The organism is Xanthomonas campestris pv. phormiicola (genome assembly GCA_025666215.1).
Classification (GTDB): domain Bacteria; phylum Pseudomonadota; class Gammaproteobacteria; order Xanthomonadales; family Xanthomonadaceae; genus Xanthomonas_A; species Xanthomonas_A campestris_A.
The window spans coordinates 2957661-2975100 of sequence record CP102593.1 but is presented as its reverse complement, the minus strand read 5'-3'; the positions used below and the strand labels follow the sequence as shown (position 1 = coordinate 2975100).

Here is a 17440-nt window from a genome sequence, read left to right as displayed (position 1 = left end):
GACAGTCGGGAGCATCGGGCCGGCTGCCGCGGAGGGCGGATTGATGGGGCCGCGCTGCAAGTAGCGCTTTTTGCGGCCTCATGCTGCGCACGACCAGTCCTGTTGCCGTTGTAGGCCGTTCAGCGGCATCGCGCCGTGCCGCCAGCATGCGCCGCGAGCGCGGCGAGGCAGACGGCCTTGGTTGGATGTCGTCTCGAAAGGCGTGTTGCGGGACCGTGCGCACCGCGCCGAATCTGCGCAAGCCGATTCAGCTCGGTCGCAAAATCGGTTGCGACGGTAACGGTCGCGGCGCCAGGTGCGCGTTTAATGGATTGATTGAATTCGGTTTTTTTCGTCGACGCCGGGGCGGGGGCGGCATGCTGTGGTGCAGCGCTTGACAGCCTGGCGGGCGCTGCGCTTTCTTTGCCGCATGCTCAGTGCCCCGAACCGCTCGCTTGCCCCTCCGTCCGTTCGCGGACGCGGCACTGCGGTGCTCGCGATGACCACTATCACCATTACCACCCACACCATTCGCCCGGTGCGGCCCGTCGTTTTCGCGTAACTGTCGAAACCCACGGCCCCGCACCCGGATCAGGATGCGGGGGAACCCGTCAGCCTGATGCGAGCGGGGCCTCCACTCCGAGGTCTCCCATGCCGTCCCCCGCTGTCGCTTCCGCTTCCGCTGCAGACCCCGCGCTCGCCGCGCGCACCGTCGTCCACAAGTTCGGCGGCACCTCGGTGGCCGACGCCGAACGCTATCGCCATGTCGCGCAGCTGCTGCTGGCGCGCCCGGAGACCGTGCAGGTCACCGTGGTCTCGGCGATGAAGGGCGTCACCGACGCGCTGATCGAACTGGCCGAACTGGCCGCCAGCGAGGACAGCGACTGGCGCGAACGCTGGCACGAGACCCGCGCGCGGCACCGCGCCGCGGCGGTGTCGCTGCTCGGCGAGCATGCCGGCGTCACGGTGGAATGGCTGGATGCGCGCTTCGAGCACCTGGCCGAGATCCTCGGTGCGCTAGCGGTGATCGGCGAGCTACCGCGCGAGGTGCTGGACCGGGTGCAGGGCCTGGGCGAGGTGTATTCGGCGCAACTGCTCGGCGAACACCTGCGCGCGCTGGGCGAGGATTGCGCGGTGCTGGACGCGCGCGAGGTGCTGGTGGTGGATCGCGGCGAACTGGGCGTGGACGTGGACTGGGACGCCAGCGCAAGGCGCCTGGCGGACTGGCGCGTGCAGCATCCGCAACGGCGCGTCGTGGTCACCGGCTTCGTCGCCCGCGACCGCGCCGGGCGCATCACCACGCTGGGCCGCAACGGCAGCGACTACTCCGGCGCGATCTTCGCCGCCCTGTTCGATGCCGACGAACTGCATATCTGGACCGACGTGGACGGCGTGCTGTCGGCCGATCCGCGGGTGGTGCCCGAAGCGGTGCAACTGGAAACGCTGAGCTACGACGAGGCCTGCGAGCTGGCCTATTTCGGCGCCAAGGTGGTGCATCCGCAGACCATGTCGCCGGCGATCGAGCGCGGCCTGCCGATCATCATCCGCAACACCTTCCAGCCCGAACACCCGGGCACCCGCATCACCGCCAGCAGCGCCAGCAGCGGCCCGATCAAGGGCCTGACCCTGAGCCCGGACCTGGCCGTGCTGAACCTGGAAGGCACCGGCCTGATCGGCGTGCCCGGCACCGCCGAGCGCGTGTTCGCCGCGCTGCGCAACGCGCGGGTGTCGGTGGTGATGATCTCGCAGGGGTCCTCGGAGCATTCGATCTGCTGCGTGGTGCGGCAGAACGAATGCGAGCGCGCGCGCGATGCGTTGCTGTCGGCGTTCGCGCACGAACTGGTGGTCGGGCAGGTGCAGCGGGTGCAGCTGACCACCGGCATCAGCGTGCTGGCCGCGGTCGGCGACGGCATGGCCGGGCAGCCGGGCGTGGCCGCGCGCCTGTTCGAATCGCTGGGCCGCGCCCAGGTCAACATCCTGGCGATCGCGCAGGGCTCCTCGGAACGCAACATCTCGGTGGCGATCGACAGCGCGCACGCGACCAAGGCGCTGCGCGCGGCGCACGCCGGGTTCTGGCTGTCGCCGCAGACCTTCTCGGTCGGGGTGATCGGCCCGGGCAACGTCGGCGCGGCGCTGCTCGACCAGTTGCGTGTGGCGCAGCCGCAGTTGCTGGCCAAGGCCAACCTCGACCTGCGCCTGCGCGCGATCGCCTCGCGCAGCACGATGCGCCTGGAAACCCGCGCGATCGCCGGTGACTGGCGACACGCCTTCGCCAGCGGCCCGCAGCCCACCGATCTGGATGCGTTCACCGCGCACCTGCTGTCGGCACATCTGCCGCATGCGGTCATCATCGATTGCAGCGGCAGCGCCGACGTCGCCGACCGCTACGCCGGCTGGCTCGCCGCCGGCATCCATGTGGTCACCCCGAACAAGCAGGCCGGCGCCGGGCCGCTGGCGCGTTTCCATGCGATCCGTGCCGCCGCCGAGAGCAGCGGCGCGCGCTTCCGCTACGAGGCCACGGTCGGCGCCGGCCTGCCGGTGATCACCACGCTGCGCGACCTGGTCGACACCGGCGACGCGGTCACCGCGATCGAGGGCATCTTCTCCGGCACCCTGGCCTGGCTGTTCAACAAGTACGACGGCAGCGTGCCGTTCTCGCAGCTGGTCACCGACGCGCGCGGCATGGGCTATACCGAACCGGACCCGCGCGACGACCTGTCCGGCACCGACGTGGCGCGCAAGCTGGTGATCCTGGCGCGCGAGGCCGGGCGCGAGCTGAGCCTGGAGGACGTGGCGGTTGAGAGCCTGGTGCCGGAAGTGCTGCGCCAGGCCAGCGTCGAGGATTTCATGGCGCGCCTGCACGAAGTGGATGCGGCGTTCGCGCAGCGCCTGCAGGCGGCCAGGGCGCGCGGCTGCGTGCTGCGCTACGTGGCGCAGCTGGCGCCGGACCGCGCGCCCAGCGTCGGCCTGGTGGAGCTGCCGGCCGAACATGCCTTCGCCAACCTGCGCCTGACCGACAACGTGGTGCAGTTCACCACCCGCCGCTATTGCGACAATCCGTTGGTGGTGCAGGGGCCTGGCGCCGGTCCGGAAGTCACCGCCGCTGGCGTGTTCGCCGACCTGCTGCGGGTGGCGGCGGGCGAGGGCGCACGGCTGTGAGCCAGGCGCAGACCTCGCTGGCGCCGCACGCCGCCGCCCGCGCCTTGCCGCGCGAGGCGCGCGCGTTCGCGCCGGCCTCGGTGGCCAACGTGGCGGTGGGCTTCGACCTGCTCGGCTATGCGGTGGAGGGCGTCGGCGATACGGTGACCGTGCGCCGCATCGACGCGCCGCTGGTGCGCATCGCCGCGATCCGCGGCACCAGCGTGGCGCTGCCGCTGGAGGCCGCGCGCAATACCGCCGGCGCGGCGCTGATCGCCTTGCGCGAGGCGCTGGCGCTGCCGTTCGGGTTCGAGATCGAGATCGACAAGGGCATCCCGCTCAGCTCCGGCATGGGCGGCTCGGCGGCCTCGTGCGTGGCCGCGCTGGTGGCGGCCAATGCGCTGCTGGACGCGCCGCTGTCGCGCGAGCAGCTGTATCCGTATTCGCTGGAAGGCGAGGCGGTGGCCAGCGGCAGCCGCCACGGCGACAACCTCGGCCCGATGTTTCTCGGTGGGCTGGTGCTGTCCACGCTGGAGCGGATGGTGCCGGTGCCGGTGCCGGCGGCCTGGCACAGCCTGCTGGTGCATCCGGACGCGGTGCTGGAGACGCGCCGTGCGCGCGAGGCGCTGGCCGGCGACTACCGGCTGGGCGAGTTCGTGGCGCAGAGTTCCAATCTGGCGCTGGTGCTGGTGGGCTGCCACGCCGGCGACGAGGCGCTGGTGCGCGCGGGCCTGCGCGACGTGCTGATCGAGCCGCGGCGTGCGCCGCTGATCGTCGGCTTCGATGCGGCCAAGGCGGCGGCGCTGGCAGCGGGCGCGATGGGCGCGAGCATTTCCGGCGCCGGCCCCAGCGTGTTCGCCTGGTTCGCGACGCGTGCGGCGGCGGAGGCGGCTGCGCCGGCGGTGCAGGCGGCATTCGCGGCGGCCGGCTTCGACAGCCAGCATTGGGTATCGCCGCTGCAGTGTCCGGGCGCCCGATTGCTGTAGCGGCGCGTAGCCTCGCTGTTGCTGTTGCTTTCGTGGTTGTTTTTGCTGTTGCTCTTGTCGTTGCTTTTGCTGTTGCCGTACCGGGTTCCCTTCCGCAGCGGCGGCCATCGCGGGGAAAAACCCGAAGGACGGCGCACAGGGATGTGCGCCGTCCGCGGCAGGGGCAGGATGCCCCTTCCGCGGATCCCCGGGATGGACGCGGACCCGGAGCGCGCAGCGCGGAGGGCGCGAGGCAGGGCGCGCTTTCTTTTGGTTGGCGGCGCGCCCTCCGCGCTGCGCGCTACGGGTCCGCAAGCAGGATGGGAATTTTCGGAAGGCACATCCATGTGCCTGCCGAAAACGACGCGCATCCTGCGCGTCGCCCCCTTCGGGGGTTGTACCCATCCTGCTTGCCGCGCCTCACGGGAGATCGAAAAGCAAAGAAAGCAACAGCCGAAGCAAGGGCAGAGCACAACAAGAGCAGCAACAAGAGCAGCAACCAAGCAGTGCCACAGTCACGGATGACAGCGCGATCGAACTCCCCCTGTTGATGGAACCACCATGAACTTCATTTCCACCCGTAACGCCGCGCCCGCCGCCAGCCTCAGCCAGGCCATCGCCGCCGGCCTGGCGCCCGATGGCGGGCTGTACGTGCCCGAGCGCATGCCGACGGCGCGCGAACTGCAGGCCGGCGTCAGCCTGGCCGAGACCGCGGCCACCCTGCTGGCGCCGTTCTTCGACGGCGACGCGCTCGCCGCCGAACTACCGGCGATCTGCGCCGAAGCCTTCGATTTCGATGCGCCGCTGCAGCCGCTGGCCACGCCCGGCGACCATGCGCTGGAGCTGTTCCATGGGCCCACCGCCGCGTTCAAGGACTTCGGCGCACGCTTTCTCGCCGCCTGCCTGGCGCGGCTGCGCCGCGATGCCGCCACGCCGCTGACCATCCTCGTCGCCACCTCCGGCGACACCGGTGCGGCGGTGGCCGCCGCGTTCCATCGCCAGCCCGGCCTGCGCGTGGTGGTGCTGTATCCGGACGGGCGCGTGTCGCCGCGCCAGGCGCACCAGTTGGGCTGCTTCGGCGACAACATCCAGGCGCTGCGCGTGGCCGGTTCGTTCGACGATTGCCAGGCGCTGGTCAAGCAGGCCTTGAACGACGCCGACCTGCAGGCGCAGGCGCCGCTGAGTTCGGCCAACAGCATCAGCCTGGGTCGCTTGCTGCCGCAGATGAGCTACTACGCGCATAGCGCGCTGGTGCATTACGCCGGGCGCGCGCAGCCGCTGAACCTGGTGGTGCCGACCGGCAACCTCGGCAATGCGCTGGCGGCGATCCTGGCGCGCGGGCTGGGCGTGCCGCTGGGCCGCATCGTGCTGGCGACCAACGCCAACCACGTGCTGCCGGACTACTTTGCCGGCGCCGACTACGCGCCGCAGCCCAGCGTGGCCACCGTGGCCAATGCCATGGACGTCGGCGCGCCGAGCAACTTCGAGCGCCTGCGCTGGCTGTACCGCGGCGACGATGCCGCGCTGCGCGTGCAGTTCCAGGCCTATTCGGTGGACGACGCGCAGATCCGCCAGCTGATCGGCGAGCGCTTCCGCCGCTACGGCGAGGTGCATTGCCCGCATACCGCCACCGCGCTGCACGTGTTGCAGCAGATCCGCGCCGAGGGCGCGGAGGCCGATGCCGGCGATTGGGCGGTGGCGGCGACCGCGCATCCGGCCAAGTTCGAGGCGGTGGTCGAGCCGTTGATCGGCCGGCCGGTCGAGGTGCCGCCGGCGCTGGCGGCCTTGCTGCAGCGGCCGGCGCAGGCCGAGCCGATCGCGCCGGACTACGCGGCGCTGCGCGCGCGCCTGCTGGCTGGCTAGGCCGGCGGCCGCAGTCGCCGCACCCGGCCGCCGCTGCCATCAGCGGCCGCCGCACCGCCGCCTGCGTTGCGAACGCACGGCGGCGCGCGGCTCAGGCGCGCAGGTTCAGTCCCGGTCCTGCGGCTGCAGCCGCAGCCAGGCGGCCTGCGCCACGCTGCGGACCTGCAACCAGTCCAGGCGCGAGCGCGGATGGTCGCGCAGGAACACGTCGCGCAACTGCGGGGCCAGGTCCTCGAAGCGCTGGCCGTGGTACTTCAGGTAGGTGTCGTAGGCCAGTTTCAGGGCGGGTTCGTAGTCGGTGAACGCGCGCCCGGGCTGATGGAACGGAGCCTGGGCGAAGTGCGCCTTCCAGTATTCCAGCTCTCTTTCCCGATCCAGTACCACGCAGGCGCGCGGGTCCTGCTGCACATCGATGGCGGCGATCATGGTTGTCCTCCGACTGGTTCCCCCCCGCCGGCACCGCGGCGGCGCCGCAGGTGTATTGCCGTTGCAGTCTATGCCCGCACGCAAGACAGGACATGCGGCTGCGGTGAAGCATTCATCTTCCGCGGCCGCTCCGCCTGGTCCCGGTGGCTACGGCCGTCCGGGCCGACGCAGACGACGCGCGCGCCGGTAATGCCAGAGGAACAAGGGCAGGGCGGGGAGTCCGGCGACCCAATGCAGCAGACCGATCCATTGCCGCGCGTCCTCGCCGGCGACGTAGTACAGCAGGTATCCGCTGATGCCGAGCCAACTGGTCAGGATCAGCAGGCCCAGCCCGACCCAGCGCTGCCTGCGGTGGCGCCAGCCGTGCACGAAATGCACGGCGGCCAGGCTGCCGATGCCCAGCACGAAGCACAGCATCGCCGCGCCATGGGTGCGCAGCATCCACGGCTCGCCGGGATTCACTTCCGGGCCGAAGGGCCCCTGCACCTGCCACAGGTGGTGCAGCAACAGCCACGCGACCCCGCTGCCCCAGAGCGTCCCGCCGCTGCCGGCGAGCAGCAGGACTTGCCAGGGCGCCAGCCGTGCCGAGGCACGCGGTGCGTTCATGCCGCCAGGCCCGGCGGCGTGGCCTGGCGCACGATGAAGCCGCCGTGTTCGGCCAGCATGGCGTCCGCTAGCGCCGGCGCCTGCAGCGCGATCTTGGTCATGGCGTCGGCAAGCGCGCAGCACGGCGCCACCACGTTGACCGCGATCTCGGACAGCACCGGTTGGCCGCGCCCGTCCAGGTGCGGGGTATGGGTGCGCCCGCGGTGCGGCCGCCGCTGGTGCAGGTTGCTCGAACTCGCCATTGCGCTGTCGTGCAGTTCGACGACTGCGGCGATAGCCTGGTCGGCGCCGCGCAGGTGGACCTGTTCACGCCCGAGCACGCGCAAGTCGCCGCCCGCATTGACCACCGCCCGCTCGATGCCCGCCTGGCGCAGGCAGGCGATGGCGCGATCCACGGCGAAGCCCTTGGCGATGCCGCCGAGGTCGATCAGCAGCCCGCGTCGGCACACCACCCGGTCGCGGCCGACGATCTCGATGTCCGCGCCCGTGCCCCGCATCCGGCGCAGGTCGATGCCGGGCGGCCTGGGCAGGAAGCCGGATGCCACCAGGCGCGCGCCGATGCCGACGTCGAACAGGCCGCAAGAGCGCCGATGCATCGACTGGGCGAGTGCGAGCACCTCGACCGTGTCTGGGTCGACCTGCACGGCCGTCCCCGCAGGCGCCCGGCGCAGCGCGGCGAGGTCGCTGCCTTCCTCTTGGAAGGACATGCGTGCATGCACGTGGGCGATCTGCGCGAATGCCAGGTCCGCCGCGGCCTGGCAGCCGTCGGGGACGCGGATCTCGACGAAGGTCCCGAGCAGGGGCTTGCAACGCCGGATGCCGTTGCGCTCAGGCGTGGCGGAGGATGAGCGCATAGGTCTTGAGCAGGCGCCGCACGCCGTCGGTGACGTGCTTGGACGACAGCGTCGCGCCGGAGATGTTGCGGATGTCCTTGCCCAGTTGTGGCGCCGCATCGGCGGTCTTGCCGACGAACTGGTTGCGCCAGCCAGGCTCGCGGACCTGCCCGCCATAGGTTTCGCGGTATTCCAGGATCTCCACGTCGGCGACGGCGCCGGCCGCATCCAGCGCCAGCGCGAAGGTGATGAAGTCGTGCTTGCCCACCACCTGGTCCACGATCAGCCAGCCGCCGCCCGACGCGCGCCATGCCTTCAGCTGCGGCGACAGCGGCGAGACGCCGGCGGCCTTGCCGATGGCCGCCATCTGACTGGAGCTCAAGGTGCGGAAATCGGGCGTCAACGTCTGCCCGGGGAACATCTGCGCCTGTGCCTGCTCCAGCGTCAGGTAGGTCGTCGCGTGGCAAGGGGCGGCGGCGAGCGCGATCAGCGGAATGGCGGCAAATCGGGAGTGCATGGGAGGGCCAATGGGGGAGTCGGGATCGGGACGGGCATGTTCCCCGGCGCCGCGGCGCCGCGCGCAGGCCGGCGGTGCAGAGGGGCTTAGCCGCCGAAGGGAATGCCGAACTTCAATGAGATCTCGCGCCGCTCGTGAGAGCGCAGGAACAGGTGGTTGCCGACGTAGGCGCCGTCCTGGTAGCCGTTGGGATCGCCGTACACCTGTTCCAGCCAGCCCAGGGTGAACCAGGCCTTGCTGCCGGCGTAGTGCAGCACCGGACCGAGCCAGTACACCGAGTGCTCGTGCACGTGGAACGAGCCGATCTCGTTGTGGTTGCGCATCTCCAGTCCGGCCGACCAGTTGGGGCGGAAGCGGTAGCTCAGGCCGAGGCTGTTGTTGAAATCCAGCTCGCTGGTGTGGTCGGTCTCGCCCTGGAAGCGGATGTTCTCGCCCTCCAGGAACAGGTTGTAGGCAAGCACGACGCGGTCGTCGTAGAAATTCTTCTGCAGCAGCAGGCCGGTCTCCAGTTCGTAGGTGCCATCGTACTTGAGGCCATTGTGCAGGTCGTGGAACATGTAGGAGGGTTCGACGTAGAAGGCCAGCCCGTAGCCGTCGGTGTAGGGGCTCTTCACGCGATAGATGAATTCCGCCGACACGCTCTGCCCATAGGTGCCGTGGCGGGTGAACCCGGTGCCGCCTAGCGGATCGTCGTCGTCCGGCGACTTGTCGGCCGCGATGTGGACGCTGTTGAAATACAGGGACCCCTGCAGCTTGTCGGTGAAGCCGTATTCGATCTCGGTGGAGGAATCGATCGCCTCGAACTGGCCGAACGCGCGCTGCGAGCGGTCCCGGAACGACTGTTCGAACTCGAAGGTTCCGGCCGGGGTGGTGTCGGTGGTGTAGGTGCGGGCGAACAGGCTTTCGCCGGCCGTGGCGCTGCCGCTGGCCAGCAGCGCCAGTCCGGCGATCAGCCAGTACGGCGGCGCGGCGGCGCGCTTGCGCCGGGGAAGCGGGCGCAGGCGCGCCGTTTCGGCATCGAAAGGTACGGCCGAGGTTGCGTGATGGTCCGTCTGCATCCGAGTGATCGCCCCTGTTGTTGTGTATGCGATTCATTCTCATCAACGAAATGTCGAAGAACTGTCGGAATCCGCCTGCCATGGATCCGAACGGCGCCCGGGGGAGGGCTGGCGTGGCGTCGGCGCGACGTCCATGGCCATGGACGCGCGCCTGTCGATGCTCGCCGCGTCGGCGAAAGTGGAGATCCGTCCTGCTACGGACGCTGGCGGCGCCCGTGTGGTCGGCGCCGCTCATCGGGGCAGCAGGGCGATCGGGGTTGCTGGGCGACCGCCACGTAGCCGAGGTGCCAGGGTCCGAGCCGCGCCCGCTCCGGCAGCCGCCCGTCGCCTTGCCGCTGTTCGTTGTCCACAGCGCATGTGGAGCGTTGCCCTGGAAACTTGTGGATGAGTCGGTGCGGCCGCGGTGGTGCAAGGCGTAGACACGGGCTGGCGAAAAAATCGCCGCCGTCCACCGGCTTACTCTTCGTCGGAAGCCAGCCGGTGCAGGGCGGCGAAGTCGCGGATTTCGACCACGTGCAGTTGCGGCAGCGCGATCAGGCCCTGCTGGCGCAGCTTGGTGAAGGTGCGGCTCACCGTTTCCATGGTCAGGCCCAGATGGTCGGCGATGTCGCCGCGGCCCATCGGCAGGGTCACCCTGTTGCCGGAATCGCCCTGGCGCGCCGCGCGCGCGGCCAGCTTGAGCAGGAAGTCGGCCAGTTTCTCGGACGGCTGCAGCCGCGCCAGCGCCAGCGCCGCGTCCTGTGCGGCATCCAGTTCCAGGCAGGCGCGTTGCAGCAGCTTGCGTTCCAGCTGCGGGAACTGGCTGCGCAGCTGCTGCATCTGCGCCACCTGGACGCGGCACACGCGGCTGTCGGCGATGGCTTCGATGTCGTGGCGGTGTTTGGCCGATTCGCTGAGCCCGACGTAGTCGCCCGGCAACACGAAGCCGGCCACCTGGCGGCGGCCGTCGGCCAGCGTACGCACCAGGCGCAGGGCGCCGGCGGTGACGGTATACACCGCCTGCCGCGCTTCGCCGGTGCGGGCCACGGTGGCGCCGGCGGCGTAGGCGTGCGAGGTGGTCGCCCGTTCCAGCGCCTGCACCTCGTCGCAGGCCAGCGCCGAACAGATCGCCAGGTGCCGCACCGTGCAATGCAGGCATTCGTGCGCGCGCGGATCCCGTGCCGCGGCGGACTCGGCATAGGGCAGGGCGAATCCGGAAGGGGGCCTGGTCATGGGCGTGGCAGCGGCGTCGGTACCGGGGAATGATACGACGATGCGGCCGCCAGCAGTCGGTGCGGCTAGAATTGGCGTCCGCTCGCCCCCGAATCGCAGGAGTTTTGCACGTGATCAAGCCCCGTACGCCGCCCGGCATCATGGAATTGCTGCCGCGCGAGCAGATCGCGTTCCAGCGCATGCTGGACGTCATCCGCCGCAACTACGAGCGGTTCGGGTTCCTGCCGGTGGAGACGCCGGTGTTCGAACTGTCCGACGTGCTGCTGACCAAGTCCGGCGGCGAGACCGAGCGCCAGGTGTATTTCGTGCAGTCCACCGGCGCGCTGGCCAATGCCGAGGCCAGTGGCGAGGGCGGCCTGCCGGAGCTGGCGCTGCGCTTCGACCTGACCGTGCCGCTGGCGCGCTACGTGGCCGAGCACGAACACGAGCTGAGCTTCCCGTTCCGCCGCTACCAGATGCAGCGCGTGTACCGCGGCGAGCGCGCCCAGCGCGGCCGTTTCCGCGAGTTCTACCAGTGCGACATCGACGTGATCGGCAAGGACGCGCTGAGCATCCGCTACGACGCCGAGGTGCTGGCGGTGATCCACGCGGTGTTCGCCGAACTGGGGATCGGCGCGTTCGCGGTGCAGTTGAACAACCGCAAGCTGATGCGCGGCTTCTTCGAGAGCCTGGGCGTGGCCGAGGGCGAGCGCCAGCTGGCGGTGCTGCGCGAGGTCGACAAGCTGGACAAGCGCGGCGCCGACTACGTGCGCGAGACCTTGATGGGCGCAGAATTTGAGTTGCCCTTCGCTAAAGTCGCCGAGATTCTCGCTTTTGTCGCAGTGCGTTCCAAGAGTCACGAAGATGCCTTGGTCCGACTGCGTGAACTGGACGAGTGGGCTGGTGCGAGCGCGACGCTGCGCGAAGGCGTGGCCGAGCTGCGCGAGGTGCTGGCCCTGGTCAAGGCGCTGGGCGTGCCGGAAACCGCGTACTGCCTGAACTTCTCCATCGCCCGCGGCCTGGACTACTACACCGGCACCGTCTACGAGACCCTGCTGACCGACTATCCGCAGATCGGCTCGATCTGCTCGGGCGGGCGCTACGAGGACCTGGCCAGCCACTACAGCAAGTCCAGGCTGCCGGGCGTGGGCATCTCGATCGGCCTGACCCGCCTGTTCTGGCAGCTGCGCGAGGCCGGGCTGATCGAGGGCATCGCCTCCAGCAGCGTGCAGGCGATGGTGGCGCTGATGGACGAGGCCAAGCTGGACGACGCGCTGGACATCGCCCGCCGCCTGCGCGTGGGCGGGATCAACACCGAAGTGCAGATGGAGCCGAAGAAGGTCGGCAAGCAGTTCCAGTACGCCGCGCGTGCCGGCATCCGCTTCGTGGTGCTGGCCGGCGACGACGAACTGGCGCGCGGCGTGGTCGCGGTCAAGGACCTGGTGCGCGAGCAGCAGTTCGAGGTCGCCCGCGACGAACTGGCCAGCACCCTGCTGGTCGAGCTGGAGCAGGCCAAGGTCATGCCCTGAGCGGGCCTGCAGGGCGGGGTTGGCGCAACCTGGACGGTCGCGCCGCATGTCCCTATGTCACTTGTGGGAGCGACTTCAGGGCACCTCTAATAACCCCAAAAACTCGACCAAAGCACTCGCAAGTCATTGATGCGCATAGCGCGGAATTTTTGGAATCGAGGTCATTAGAGGTGCCCTTCAGTCGCGACGCCGATAACAGCGCCTGTCGCCACTGAAGCCGCTCACGCAACAGCGGGCGCAATGCGCGCTCGCCAGCTGCAACCAGGCGCTCCCGCAGGGGGCGGCCGGAGCGGTGCCTGCGCCCTTGGGCCCGTGCGATCGGTATGAGTGCCTGTCGCGGCTGAAGCCGTTCCGCAGGGAGCGGCGCGCGCGTGCGCTTTCGTGCGCTTCTGTAAGAGCGGCTTCAGTCGCGACAGATCGCATGGCGTCGTCGTGCCCATCGGCGATCGACCACATCCACACAACGTCCGCGCGCGCCGCGGCTTGACCCGGCCTGTCCAATCGCGCTAATGTACTAACACGTTATTACATTATCGCAATGAAACAACGACCCGCCACGCAACCCGATCGCGACAGCGACACCTCGTTCAAGGCGCTGTCGCGCGCCCTGGCCCACCTGAGCAAGCCGCAGGAGGTCGCCGCGTTCCTGCGGGACCTGTGTACGCCGGCCGAGCTGGAGGCGATGTCCGATCGCTGGCGGGTGGTGCCGCTGCTGCTCAAGGGCGTGCCGTACCGCGAGATCCACGAGCTGACCCAGGTCAGCGTGACCACCATCGGCCGCGTCGCGCGGACCCTGGAATACGGCGCCGGCGGCTACGCCACGGCGCTGCGCCGGCAAGCGGCGCGCCCCTCCGATTCCCATTGAGATGTCCTGATGAGTGCTTCCCTGGCAGCGCCGGCGCGTGACCGGCTGCGTATCGCGATCCAGAAGAGCGGCCGCCTGGCCGAGCCGGCGCGGGCGGTGCTGGCCGCCTGCGGGCTGAGCTGGCGCGAGAGCCGCGACAAGTTGTTCTGCTACGGCGAGTCGCTGCCGGTGGACCTGTTGCTGGTGCGCGACGACGACATCCCCGGGCTGATCGCCGACGGCGTCTGCGATTTCGGCATCGTCGGCCGTAACGAGCTGGAAGAGCAGGCCGGCGAGCGCCGCCGCAACGGCCTGCCGGAGGCCTACCGCGCGTTGCGCGGGCTGAACTTCGGCCAGTGCCGGCTGATGTTGGCGGTGCCCGACAGCTGGGAGTGGACCGGTTCGGAACAACTGCAGGGCAAGCGCATCGCCACCAGCTATCCGGCGGTGCTGGCCGACTGGCTGCAGGCGCGCGGCATCGAGGCGCAGGTGGTGGAGCTGTCCGGCTCGGTGGAGATCGCGCCACGCCTGGGCACTGCCGACCTGATCTGCGATCTGGTCTCCAGCGGCGCGACCCTGGCCGCCAACCAGCTCAAGCCGGTGGAGACGCTGCTGGAAAGCGAGGCGGTGCTGGCCGGGCCGGTGCGCGAACCGGGCGACGCCCGCGCCGGGCTGGCGGCGATGCTGCTGCGCCGGCTCGACGGCGTGCTCAAGCTGCGCGACAGCAAGCTGCTGATGTTCCGCGCCTCGCGCGACCACGTCGCCGAACTGACCCGGCTGCTGCCCGACGCCGACCCGCTGGTGCAACTGCCTGGCGACGGCGACGGCGACGGCGACGGCCCGCTGCAGTTGCAGACCATGTGCCACGGCGCGATCACCTGGCAGCGCATGGAGGAACTGGAGCGCGCCGGCGCGCAGGGGCTGATGGTATTGACGGTGGAGCGCTCGCTGGCATGAACCGACTGGACTGGAATTCGCTGGACGCGCAGGCGCGCACGCAGGCCCTGACCCGGCCGGCGCAGACCGTCGCCGCGCAGACCCGCGCGGCGGTGGCGCAGCTGCTGGACGACGTGCGCAGCCGCGGCGACGCCGCGTTGCGCGAGATCACCGCGCGCTTCGACGGCGTGGTGCTGCAGCATTTCGAGGTTGGCGCCGATGAGTTCGCCGCCGCCGAAGCGGCTGTACCGGCGGTGCTGCGCGAGGCGATGGCGCAGGCCGCGGCGCGGATCGAGAGCTTCCACCGCGCCGGCATGACCCAGCCTTATGCAGTGGAAACCGCGCCGGGCGTGGTCTGCGAGCGGGTGGTGCGGCCGATCGGCCGGGTCGGCCTGTACGTGCCGGCCGGCAGCGCGCCGCTGCCGTCCACCGCGCTGATGCTGTGCGTGCCGGCGGCGCTGGCCGGCTGCCGCGAGGTGGTGCTGTGCACGCCGCCGCGCGCCGACGGCTCGGCCGATCCGGCGGTGCTGGTCGCCGCAAAACTGACCGGCGTGGACCGCGTGTTCAAGCTCGGCGGCGCGCAGGCGATCGCGGCGATGGGCTTCGGCACCGAGTCGGTGCCGTCCTGCGACAAGCTGTTCGGACCGGGCAACGGCTACGTCACCGAGGCCAAGCAGCAGGTCGCGCAGGCCGGTGCGGCGGCGATCGACATGCCGGCCGGGCCGTCCGAGGTGTTGGTGATCGCCGATGTCGGCGCCGATGCCGCGTTCGTCGCCGCCGACCTGCTGTCGCAGGCCGAGCATGGCCCGGATTCGCAGGTGCTGCTGCTGTCCGACAGCGCCGAGCTGATCGATGCGGTCGAGGACGAGATCGAACGTCAGCTGGCGACGCTGCCGCGTGCGGCGATCGCGCGCCAGGCTTTGTCCGCGTCGCGGCTGATCCAGGTCGGCGCGCTGGAGGACGCCTTCGCGATCAGCAACCGTTACGCGCCCGAGCACCTGATCCTGGCGCTGCGCGAGCCGCGCGCCTGGCTGCAGCGGGTCGAGGCCGCCGGCTCGGTGTTCCTCGGCGATTTCACTCCGGAAGCGCTGGGCGACTATTGCAGCGGCACCAACCACGTGTTGCCGACCAACGGCGCGGCGCGCGCCTACAGCGGGGTCAGCGTCGCCAGCTTCCAGAACTTCGTCAGCGTGCAGGCGGCCAGCCGCGCCGGCATCGCCGCGATCGGCGCCTGCGCGGTGACCATGGCGCGCGCCGAGGGCCTGGACGCGCACGCCAACGCGGTGGCGCTGCGCATGGAGAAAGCAGCATGAGCGCGCACAACGGAATGCAGATGCCGGGATCGATGCTGGCGCTGGTCCGCCACGACCTGCGCGACTTCGCCGGCTATTCCTCGGCGCGCAGCAGCGCGCTGCAGGGCGAGGTCTGGCTCAACGCCAACGAATCGGCCTGGGCCAACCCCGCCGATCGCGATGCCGGCAATCGCCGCTATCCGGATCCGCAACCACCGGCGCTGCGTTCGGCGCTGGCCTCGCTGTACGCCTGCGCACCAGAGCAACTGCTGCTCGGCCGCGGCAGCGACGAGGCCATCGACCTGCTGCTGCGCGCCTTGTGCGAGCCAGGCCGCGACGCGATCGTGATCACCCCGCCGGTGTTCGGCATGTATGCGGTGTGCGCGCGGTTGCAGAACGCGCGCATCGTCGAGGTGCCTCTGCGCGAGGACGCGGCCGGCCTGGTCACCGACGTCGATGCGGTGGTCGATGCGGCGCTGACGCAGATGGCCAAGCTGGTGTTCCTGTGCGCGCCGGGCAATCCCAGCGGTGCGGCAATCCCGCTGGCCGAGATCGAACGCGCCGCCGAGCGCCTGCACGGGCGCGCCTTGCTGGTGGTCGACGAAGCCTACGGCGAATTCTCCGACGTGCCGTCGGCGACCACGCTGCTGGCGCGCCACGCCAATCTGGCGGTGCTGCGCACATTGTCCAAGGCGCATGCGCTGGCTGCGGCGCGGATCGGCTGCGTGATCGCCGATCCGGCGCTGATCGCGGTGCTGCGCCGCTGCCAGGCGCCGTATCCGATCCCGGCGCCATGCGCGCAGCTGGCGCTGGCCGCGCTGCAGCCCGAGCCGCTGCGCCAGACCGCCGCGCGCGTGGCCGAGATCCGCCGCGAGCGCGAGCGCATGTCCACCGCGCTGGCCGCGTTGCCCGGCGTGCGTCGCGTGTATCCGTCGCAGGGCAACTTCCTGCTGCTGCGCTTCGACGATGCCGAAGCCGCGTTCCGCGCGCTGTTGGCCGCCGGCGTGGTAGTGCGCGACCAGCGTGCCGCACCGGCCCTGGGCGATGCGCTGCGCATCACCCTCGGCACCGCGGAGCAGAACCAGCGCGTGCTCGGCGCCTTGCAGGCGGGGAGGGCGGCGGCATGACCCCGATCCTGTTCGTCGACCGCGACGGCACCCTGATCGAGGAGCCGGCCGATTTCCAGATCGACGCCTACGAGAAGCTGCGCTTCGTGCAGGGCGTGATCCCGGCCATGCTCAAGCTGCGCGATGCCGGCTACCAGTTCGTCATCGTCACCAACCAGGACGGCCTCGGCAGCGAGGTCTATCCGCAGGCCGCGTTCGACGGCCCCAACGAGCTGATGCTGCAGATCTTCGCCAGCCAGGGCATCGTGTTCCGCGAGGTGCTGATCGACCGCAGCTGGCCGGCCGACAACGCGCCCACGCGCAAGCCCGGCATCGGCCTGATGCTGCCGTACCTGCAGGACCGCAGCATCGACTGGGCGCGTTCGGCGATGGTCGGCGACCGCCTCACCGACATCCAGTTCGCCGAGAATCTGCGCATCCGCGGCTTCCAGCTGCAGACCGAACAGTTCGGCGGCGACTGGGACTGGGCCGGCATCGCCCACGAACTGGCCGATGCGCCGCGCCGCGCCAAGGTGCAGCGCGACACCAAGGAAACCCGGATCAGCGTCGCGATCGACCTGGACCTGGCGCGCGATCCGCATTGCGCCACCGGCCTGCCGTTCTTCGACCACATGCTCGAGCAGATCGGCAAGCACGGCGGTTTCGCCCTGGACGTGCGCGCCGCCGGCGACCTGCACATCGACGAGCACCACACCATCGAGGACACCGGCCTGGCGCTGGGCCAGGCCCTGCGCCAGGCGCTGGGCGACAAGCGCGGCATCGGCCGCTACGGTTTCGATCCGCCGGACAGCCCGTGGCTGGCGCCCGGCGGCAACGCCCGCCTCGGTTTCACCCTGCCGATGGACGAGACCCTGGCCAGCGCCGCGCTGGATTTCAGCGGCCGCCCGTACTTCGTGTTCGAAGGCGAGTTCAGGCGCGAGCGCGTCGGCGACCTGCCGACCGAACTGGTGCCGCACTTCTTCCGTTCGCTGTGCGATGCCGCTGGCCTGAACCTGCACCTGCGCGTGCACGGCGACAACGACCACCACAAGGTCGAGGCCTGCTTCAAGGCGCTGGCGCGCGCCCTGCGCCAGGCGGTGCGCCGCGAGGGTGCCGCGCTGCCTTCGACCAAGGGCGTGCTGTGATGCGCGCAGGTG

At 70.4% G+C, this 17440-nt stretch carries 15 protein-coding genes; 9 read left to right on the top strand and 6 right to left on the bottom strand.

Annotated features, from left to right (window positions below; translation table 11 throughout):
- The first annotated feature begins 630 nt into the window (after positions 1–630).
- From thrA to thrC, 3 genes are all read left to right on the top strand, one after another.
- A complete protein-coding gene (gene thrA / locus NRY95_12285; protein ID UYC14531.1) occupies positions 631–3138 on the top strand; it encodes a bifunctional aspartate kinase/homoserine dehydrogenase I in 2508 nt (835 codons plus the stop codon).
- Complete coding sequence (locus NRY95_12280; GenBank protein UYC14530.1) at positions 3135–4103, top strand: homoserine kinase; 969 nt, start codon at positions 3135–3137, stop codon at positions 4101–4103. Before thrA ends, NRY95_12280 begins: the two co-directional genes overlap by 4 nt.
- Positions 4104–4643: 540 nt before the next feature.
- Positions 4644–5945 carry a threonine synthase gene (gene thrC, locus NRY95_12275; protein UYC14529.1) on the top strand — a complete coding sequence of 434 codons (1302 nt, stop codon included), beginning with the start codon at positions 4644–4646 and terminating at the stop codon, positions 5943–5945.
- Positions 5946–6050: 105 nt separating this feature from the next.
- Here the strand turns inward: thrC and NRY95_12270 are convergent, their stop codons facing one another.
- The 6 genes from NRY95_12270 to NRY95_12245 form a co-directional block, all read right to left on the bottom strand.
- Entirely contained in the window at positions 6051–6371 is a 321-nt protein-coding gene (locus NRY95_12270; GenBank protein ID UYC14528.1) for a hypothetical protein, read from the bottom strand.
- A 147-nt stretch (positions 6372–6518) separates the two neighbouring features.
- Positions 6519–6977, bottom strand: coding sequence for a hypothetical protein (locus NRY95_12265; GenBank protein UYC14527.1), 459 nt, complete (start codon positions 6975–6977; stop codon positions 6519–6521).
- The gene (locus tag NRY95_12260; protein UYC18577.1) at positions 6974–7831 is read right to left on the bottom strand and encodes an FAD:protein FMN transferase; all 858 of its coding nucleotides are present in this window, start codon (positions 7829–7831) and stop codon (positions 6974–6976) included. Before NRY95_12260 ends, NRY95_12265 begins: the two co-directional genes overlap by 4 nt.
- On the bottom strand, positions 7806–8327 hold the full coding sequence (locus NRY95_12255; GenBank protein UYC14526.1) for an FMN-binding protein: 522 nt from the start codon (positions 8325–8327) through the stop codon (positions 7806–7808). Before NRY95_12255 ends, NRY95_12260 begins: the two co-directional genes overlap by 26 nt.
- A gap of 86 nt (positions 8328–8413) precedes the next feature.
- Positions 8414–9385, bottom strand: coding sequence for a hypothetical protein (locus NRY95_12250; GenBank protein ID UYC14525.1), 972 nt, complete (start codon positions 9383–9385; stop codon positions 8414–8416).
- Between the two features lie 456 nt (positions 9386–9841).
- Positions 9842–10597 carry a helix-turn-helix domain-containing protein gene (locus NRY95_12245; protein ID UYC14524.1) on the bottom strand — a complete coding sequence of 252 codons (756 nt, stop codon included), beginning with the start codon at positions 10595–10597 and terminating at the stop codon, positions 9842–9844.
- Between the two features lie 110 nt (positions 10598–10707).
- Between NRY95_12245 and hisS the strand changes: the two genes are divergently transcribed.
- From hisS to hisB, 6 genes are all read left to right on the top strand, one after another.
- Entirely contained in the window at positions 10708–12105 is a 1398-nt protein-coding gene (gene hisS, locus NRY95_12240; protein ID UYC14523.1) for a histidine--tRNA ligase, read from the top strand.
- A gap of 538 nt (positions 12106–12643) precedes the next feature.
- Complete coding sequence (locus NRY95_12235) at positions 12644–12970, top strand: YerC/YecD family TrpR-related protein (GenBank protein ID UYC14522.1); 327 nt, start codon at positions 12644–12646, stop codon at positions 12968–12970.
- Between the two features lie 9 nt (positions 12971–12979).
- Positions 12980–13906 carry an ATP phosphoribosyltransferase gene (hisG, locus tag NRY95_12230; protein UYC14521.1) on the top strand — a complete coding sequence of 309 codons (927 nt, stop codon included), beginning with the start codon at positions 12980–12982 and terminating at the stop codon, positions 13904–13906.
- Positions 13903–15198: a histidinol dehydrogenase gene (hisD, locus tag NRY95_12225; GenBank protein ID UYC14520.1), complete on the top strand. Its 1296-nt coding sequence runs from the start codon at positions 13903–13905 to the stop codon at positions 15196–15198. The genes hisG and hisD overlap by 4 nt, the downstream gene beginning before the upstream one ends.
- Positions 15195–16304, top strand: coding sequence for a histidinol-phosphate transaminase (gene hisC, locus NRY95_12220; protein UYC14519.1), 1110 nt, complete (start codon positions 15195–15197; stop codon positions 16302–16304). The genes hisD and hisC overlap by 4 nt, the downstream gene beginning before the upstream one ends.
- Positions 16301–17428 (top strand): bifunctional histidinol-phosphatase/imidazoleglycerol-phosphate dehydratase HisB, encoded by a 1128-nt coding sequence (gene hisB, locus NRY95_12215; GenBank protein UYC14518.1) that lies wholly within the window; start codon positions 16301–16303, stop codon positions 17426–17428. Before hisC ends, hisB begins: the two co-directional genes overlap by 4 nt.
- Positions 17429–17440 lie beyond the last annotated feature (12 nt).

Coding starts and splice junctions, on each gene's coding strand:
- NRY95_12245 (UYC14524.1), bottom strand. CDS start 10,597: ATGACCAGGCCCCCTTCCGGATTCGCCCTGCCCTATGCCGAGTCCGCC.
- hisD (UYC14520.1), top strand. CDS start 13,903: ATGAACCGACTGGACTGGAATTCGCTGGACGCGCAGGCGCGCACGCAG.
- NRY95_12235 (UYC14522.1), top strand. CDS start 12,644: ATGAAACAACGACCCGCCACGCAACCCGATCGCGACAGCGACACCTCG.
- NRY95_12255 (UYC14526.1), bottom strand. CDS start 8,327: ATGCACTCCCGATTTGCCGCCATTCCGCTGATCGCGCTCGCCGCCGCC.
- NRY95_12260 (UYC18577.1), bottom strand. CDS start 7,831: ATGCGCTCATCCTCCGCCACGCCTGAGCGCAACGGCATCCGGCGTTGC.
- NRY95_12250 (UYC14525.1), bottom strand. CDS start 9,385: ATGCAGACGGACCATCACGCAACCTCGGCCGTACCTTTCGATGCCGAA.
- thrC (UYC14529.1), top strand. CDS start 4,644: ATGAACTTCATTTCCACCCGTAACGCCGCGCCCGCCGCCAGCCTCAGC.
- hisG (UYC14521.1), top strand. CDS start 12,980: ATGAGTGCTTCCCTGGCAGCGCCGGCGCGTGACCGGCTGCGTATCGCG.
- NRY95_12265 (UYC14527.1), bottom strand. CDS start 6,977: ATGAACGCACCGCGTGCCTCGGCACGGCTGGCGCCCTGGCAAGTCCTG.
- NRY95_12270 (UYC14528.1), bottom strand. CDS start 6,371: ATGATCGCCGCCATCGATGTGCAGCAGGACCCGCGCGCCTGCGTGGTA.
- thrA (UYC14531.1), top strand. CDS start 631: ATGCCGTCCCCCGCTGTCGCTTCCGCTTCCGCTGCAGACCCCGCGCTC.
- hisC (UYC14519.1), top strand. CDS start 15,195: ATGAGCGCGCACAACGGAATGCAGATGCCGGGATCGATGCTGGCGCTG.
- hisB (UYC14518.1), top strand. CDS start 16,301: ATGACCCCGATCCTGTTCGTCGACCGCGACGGCACCCTGATCGAGGAG.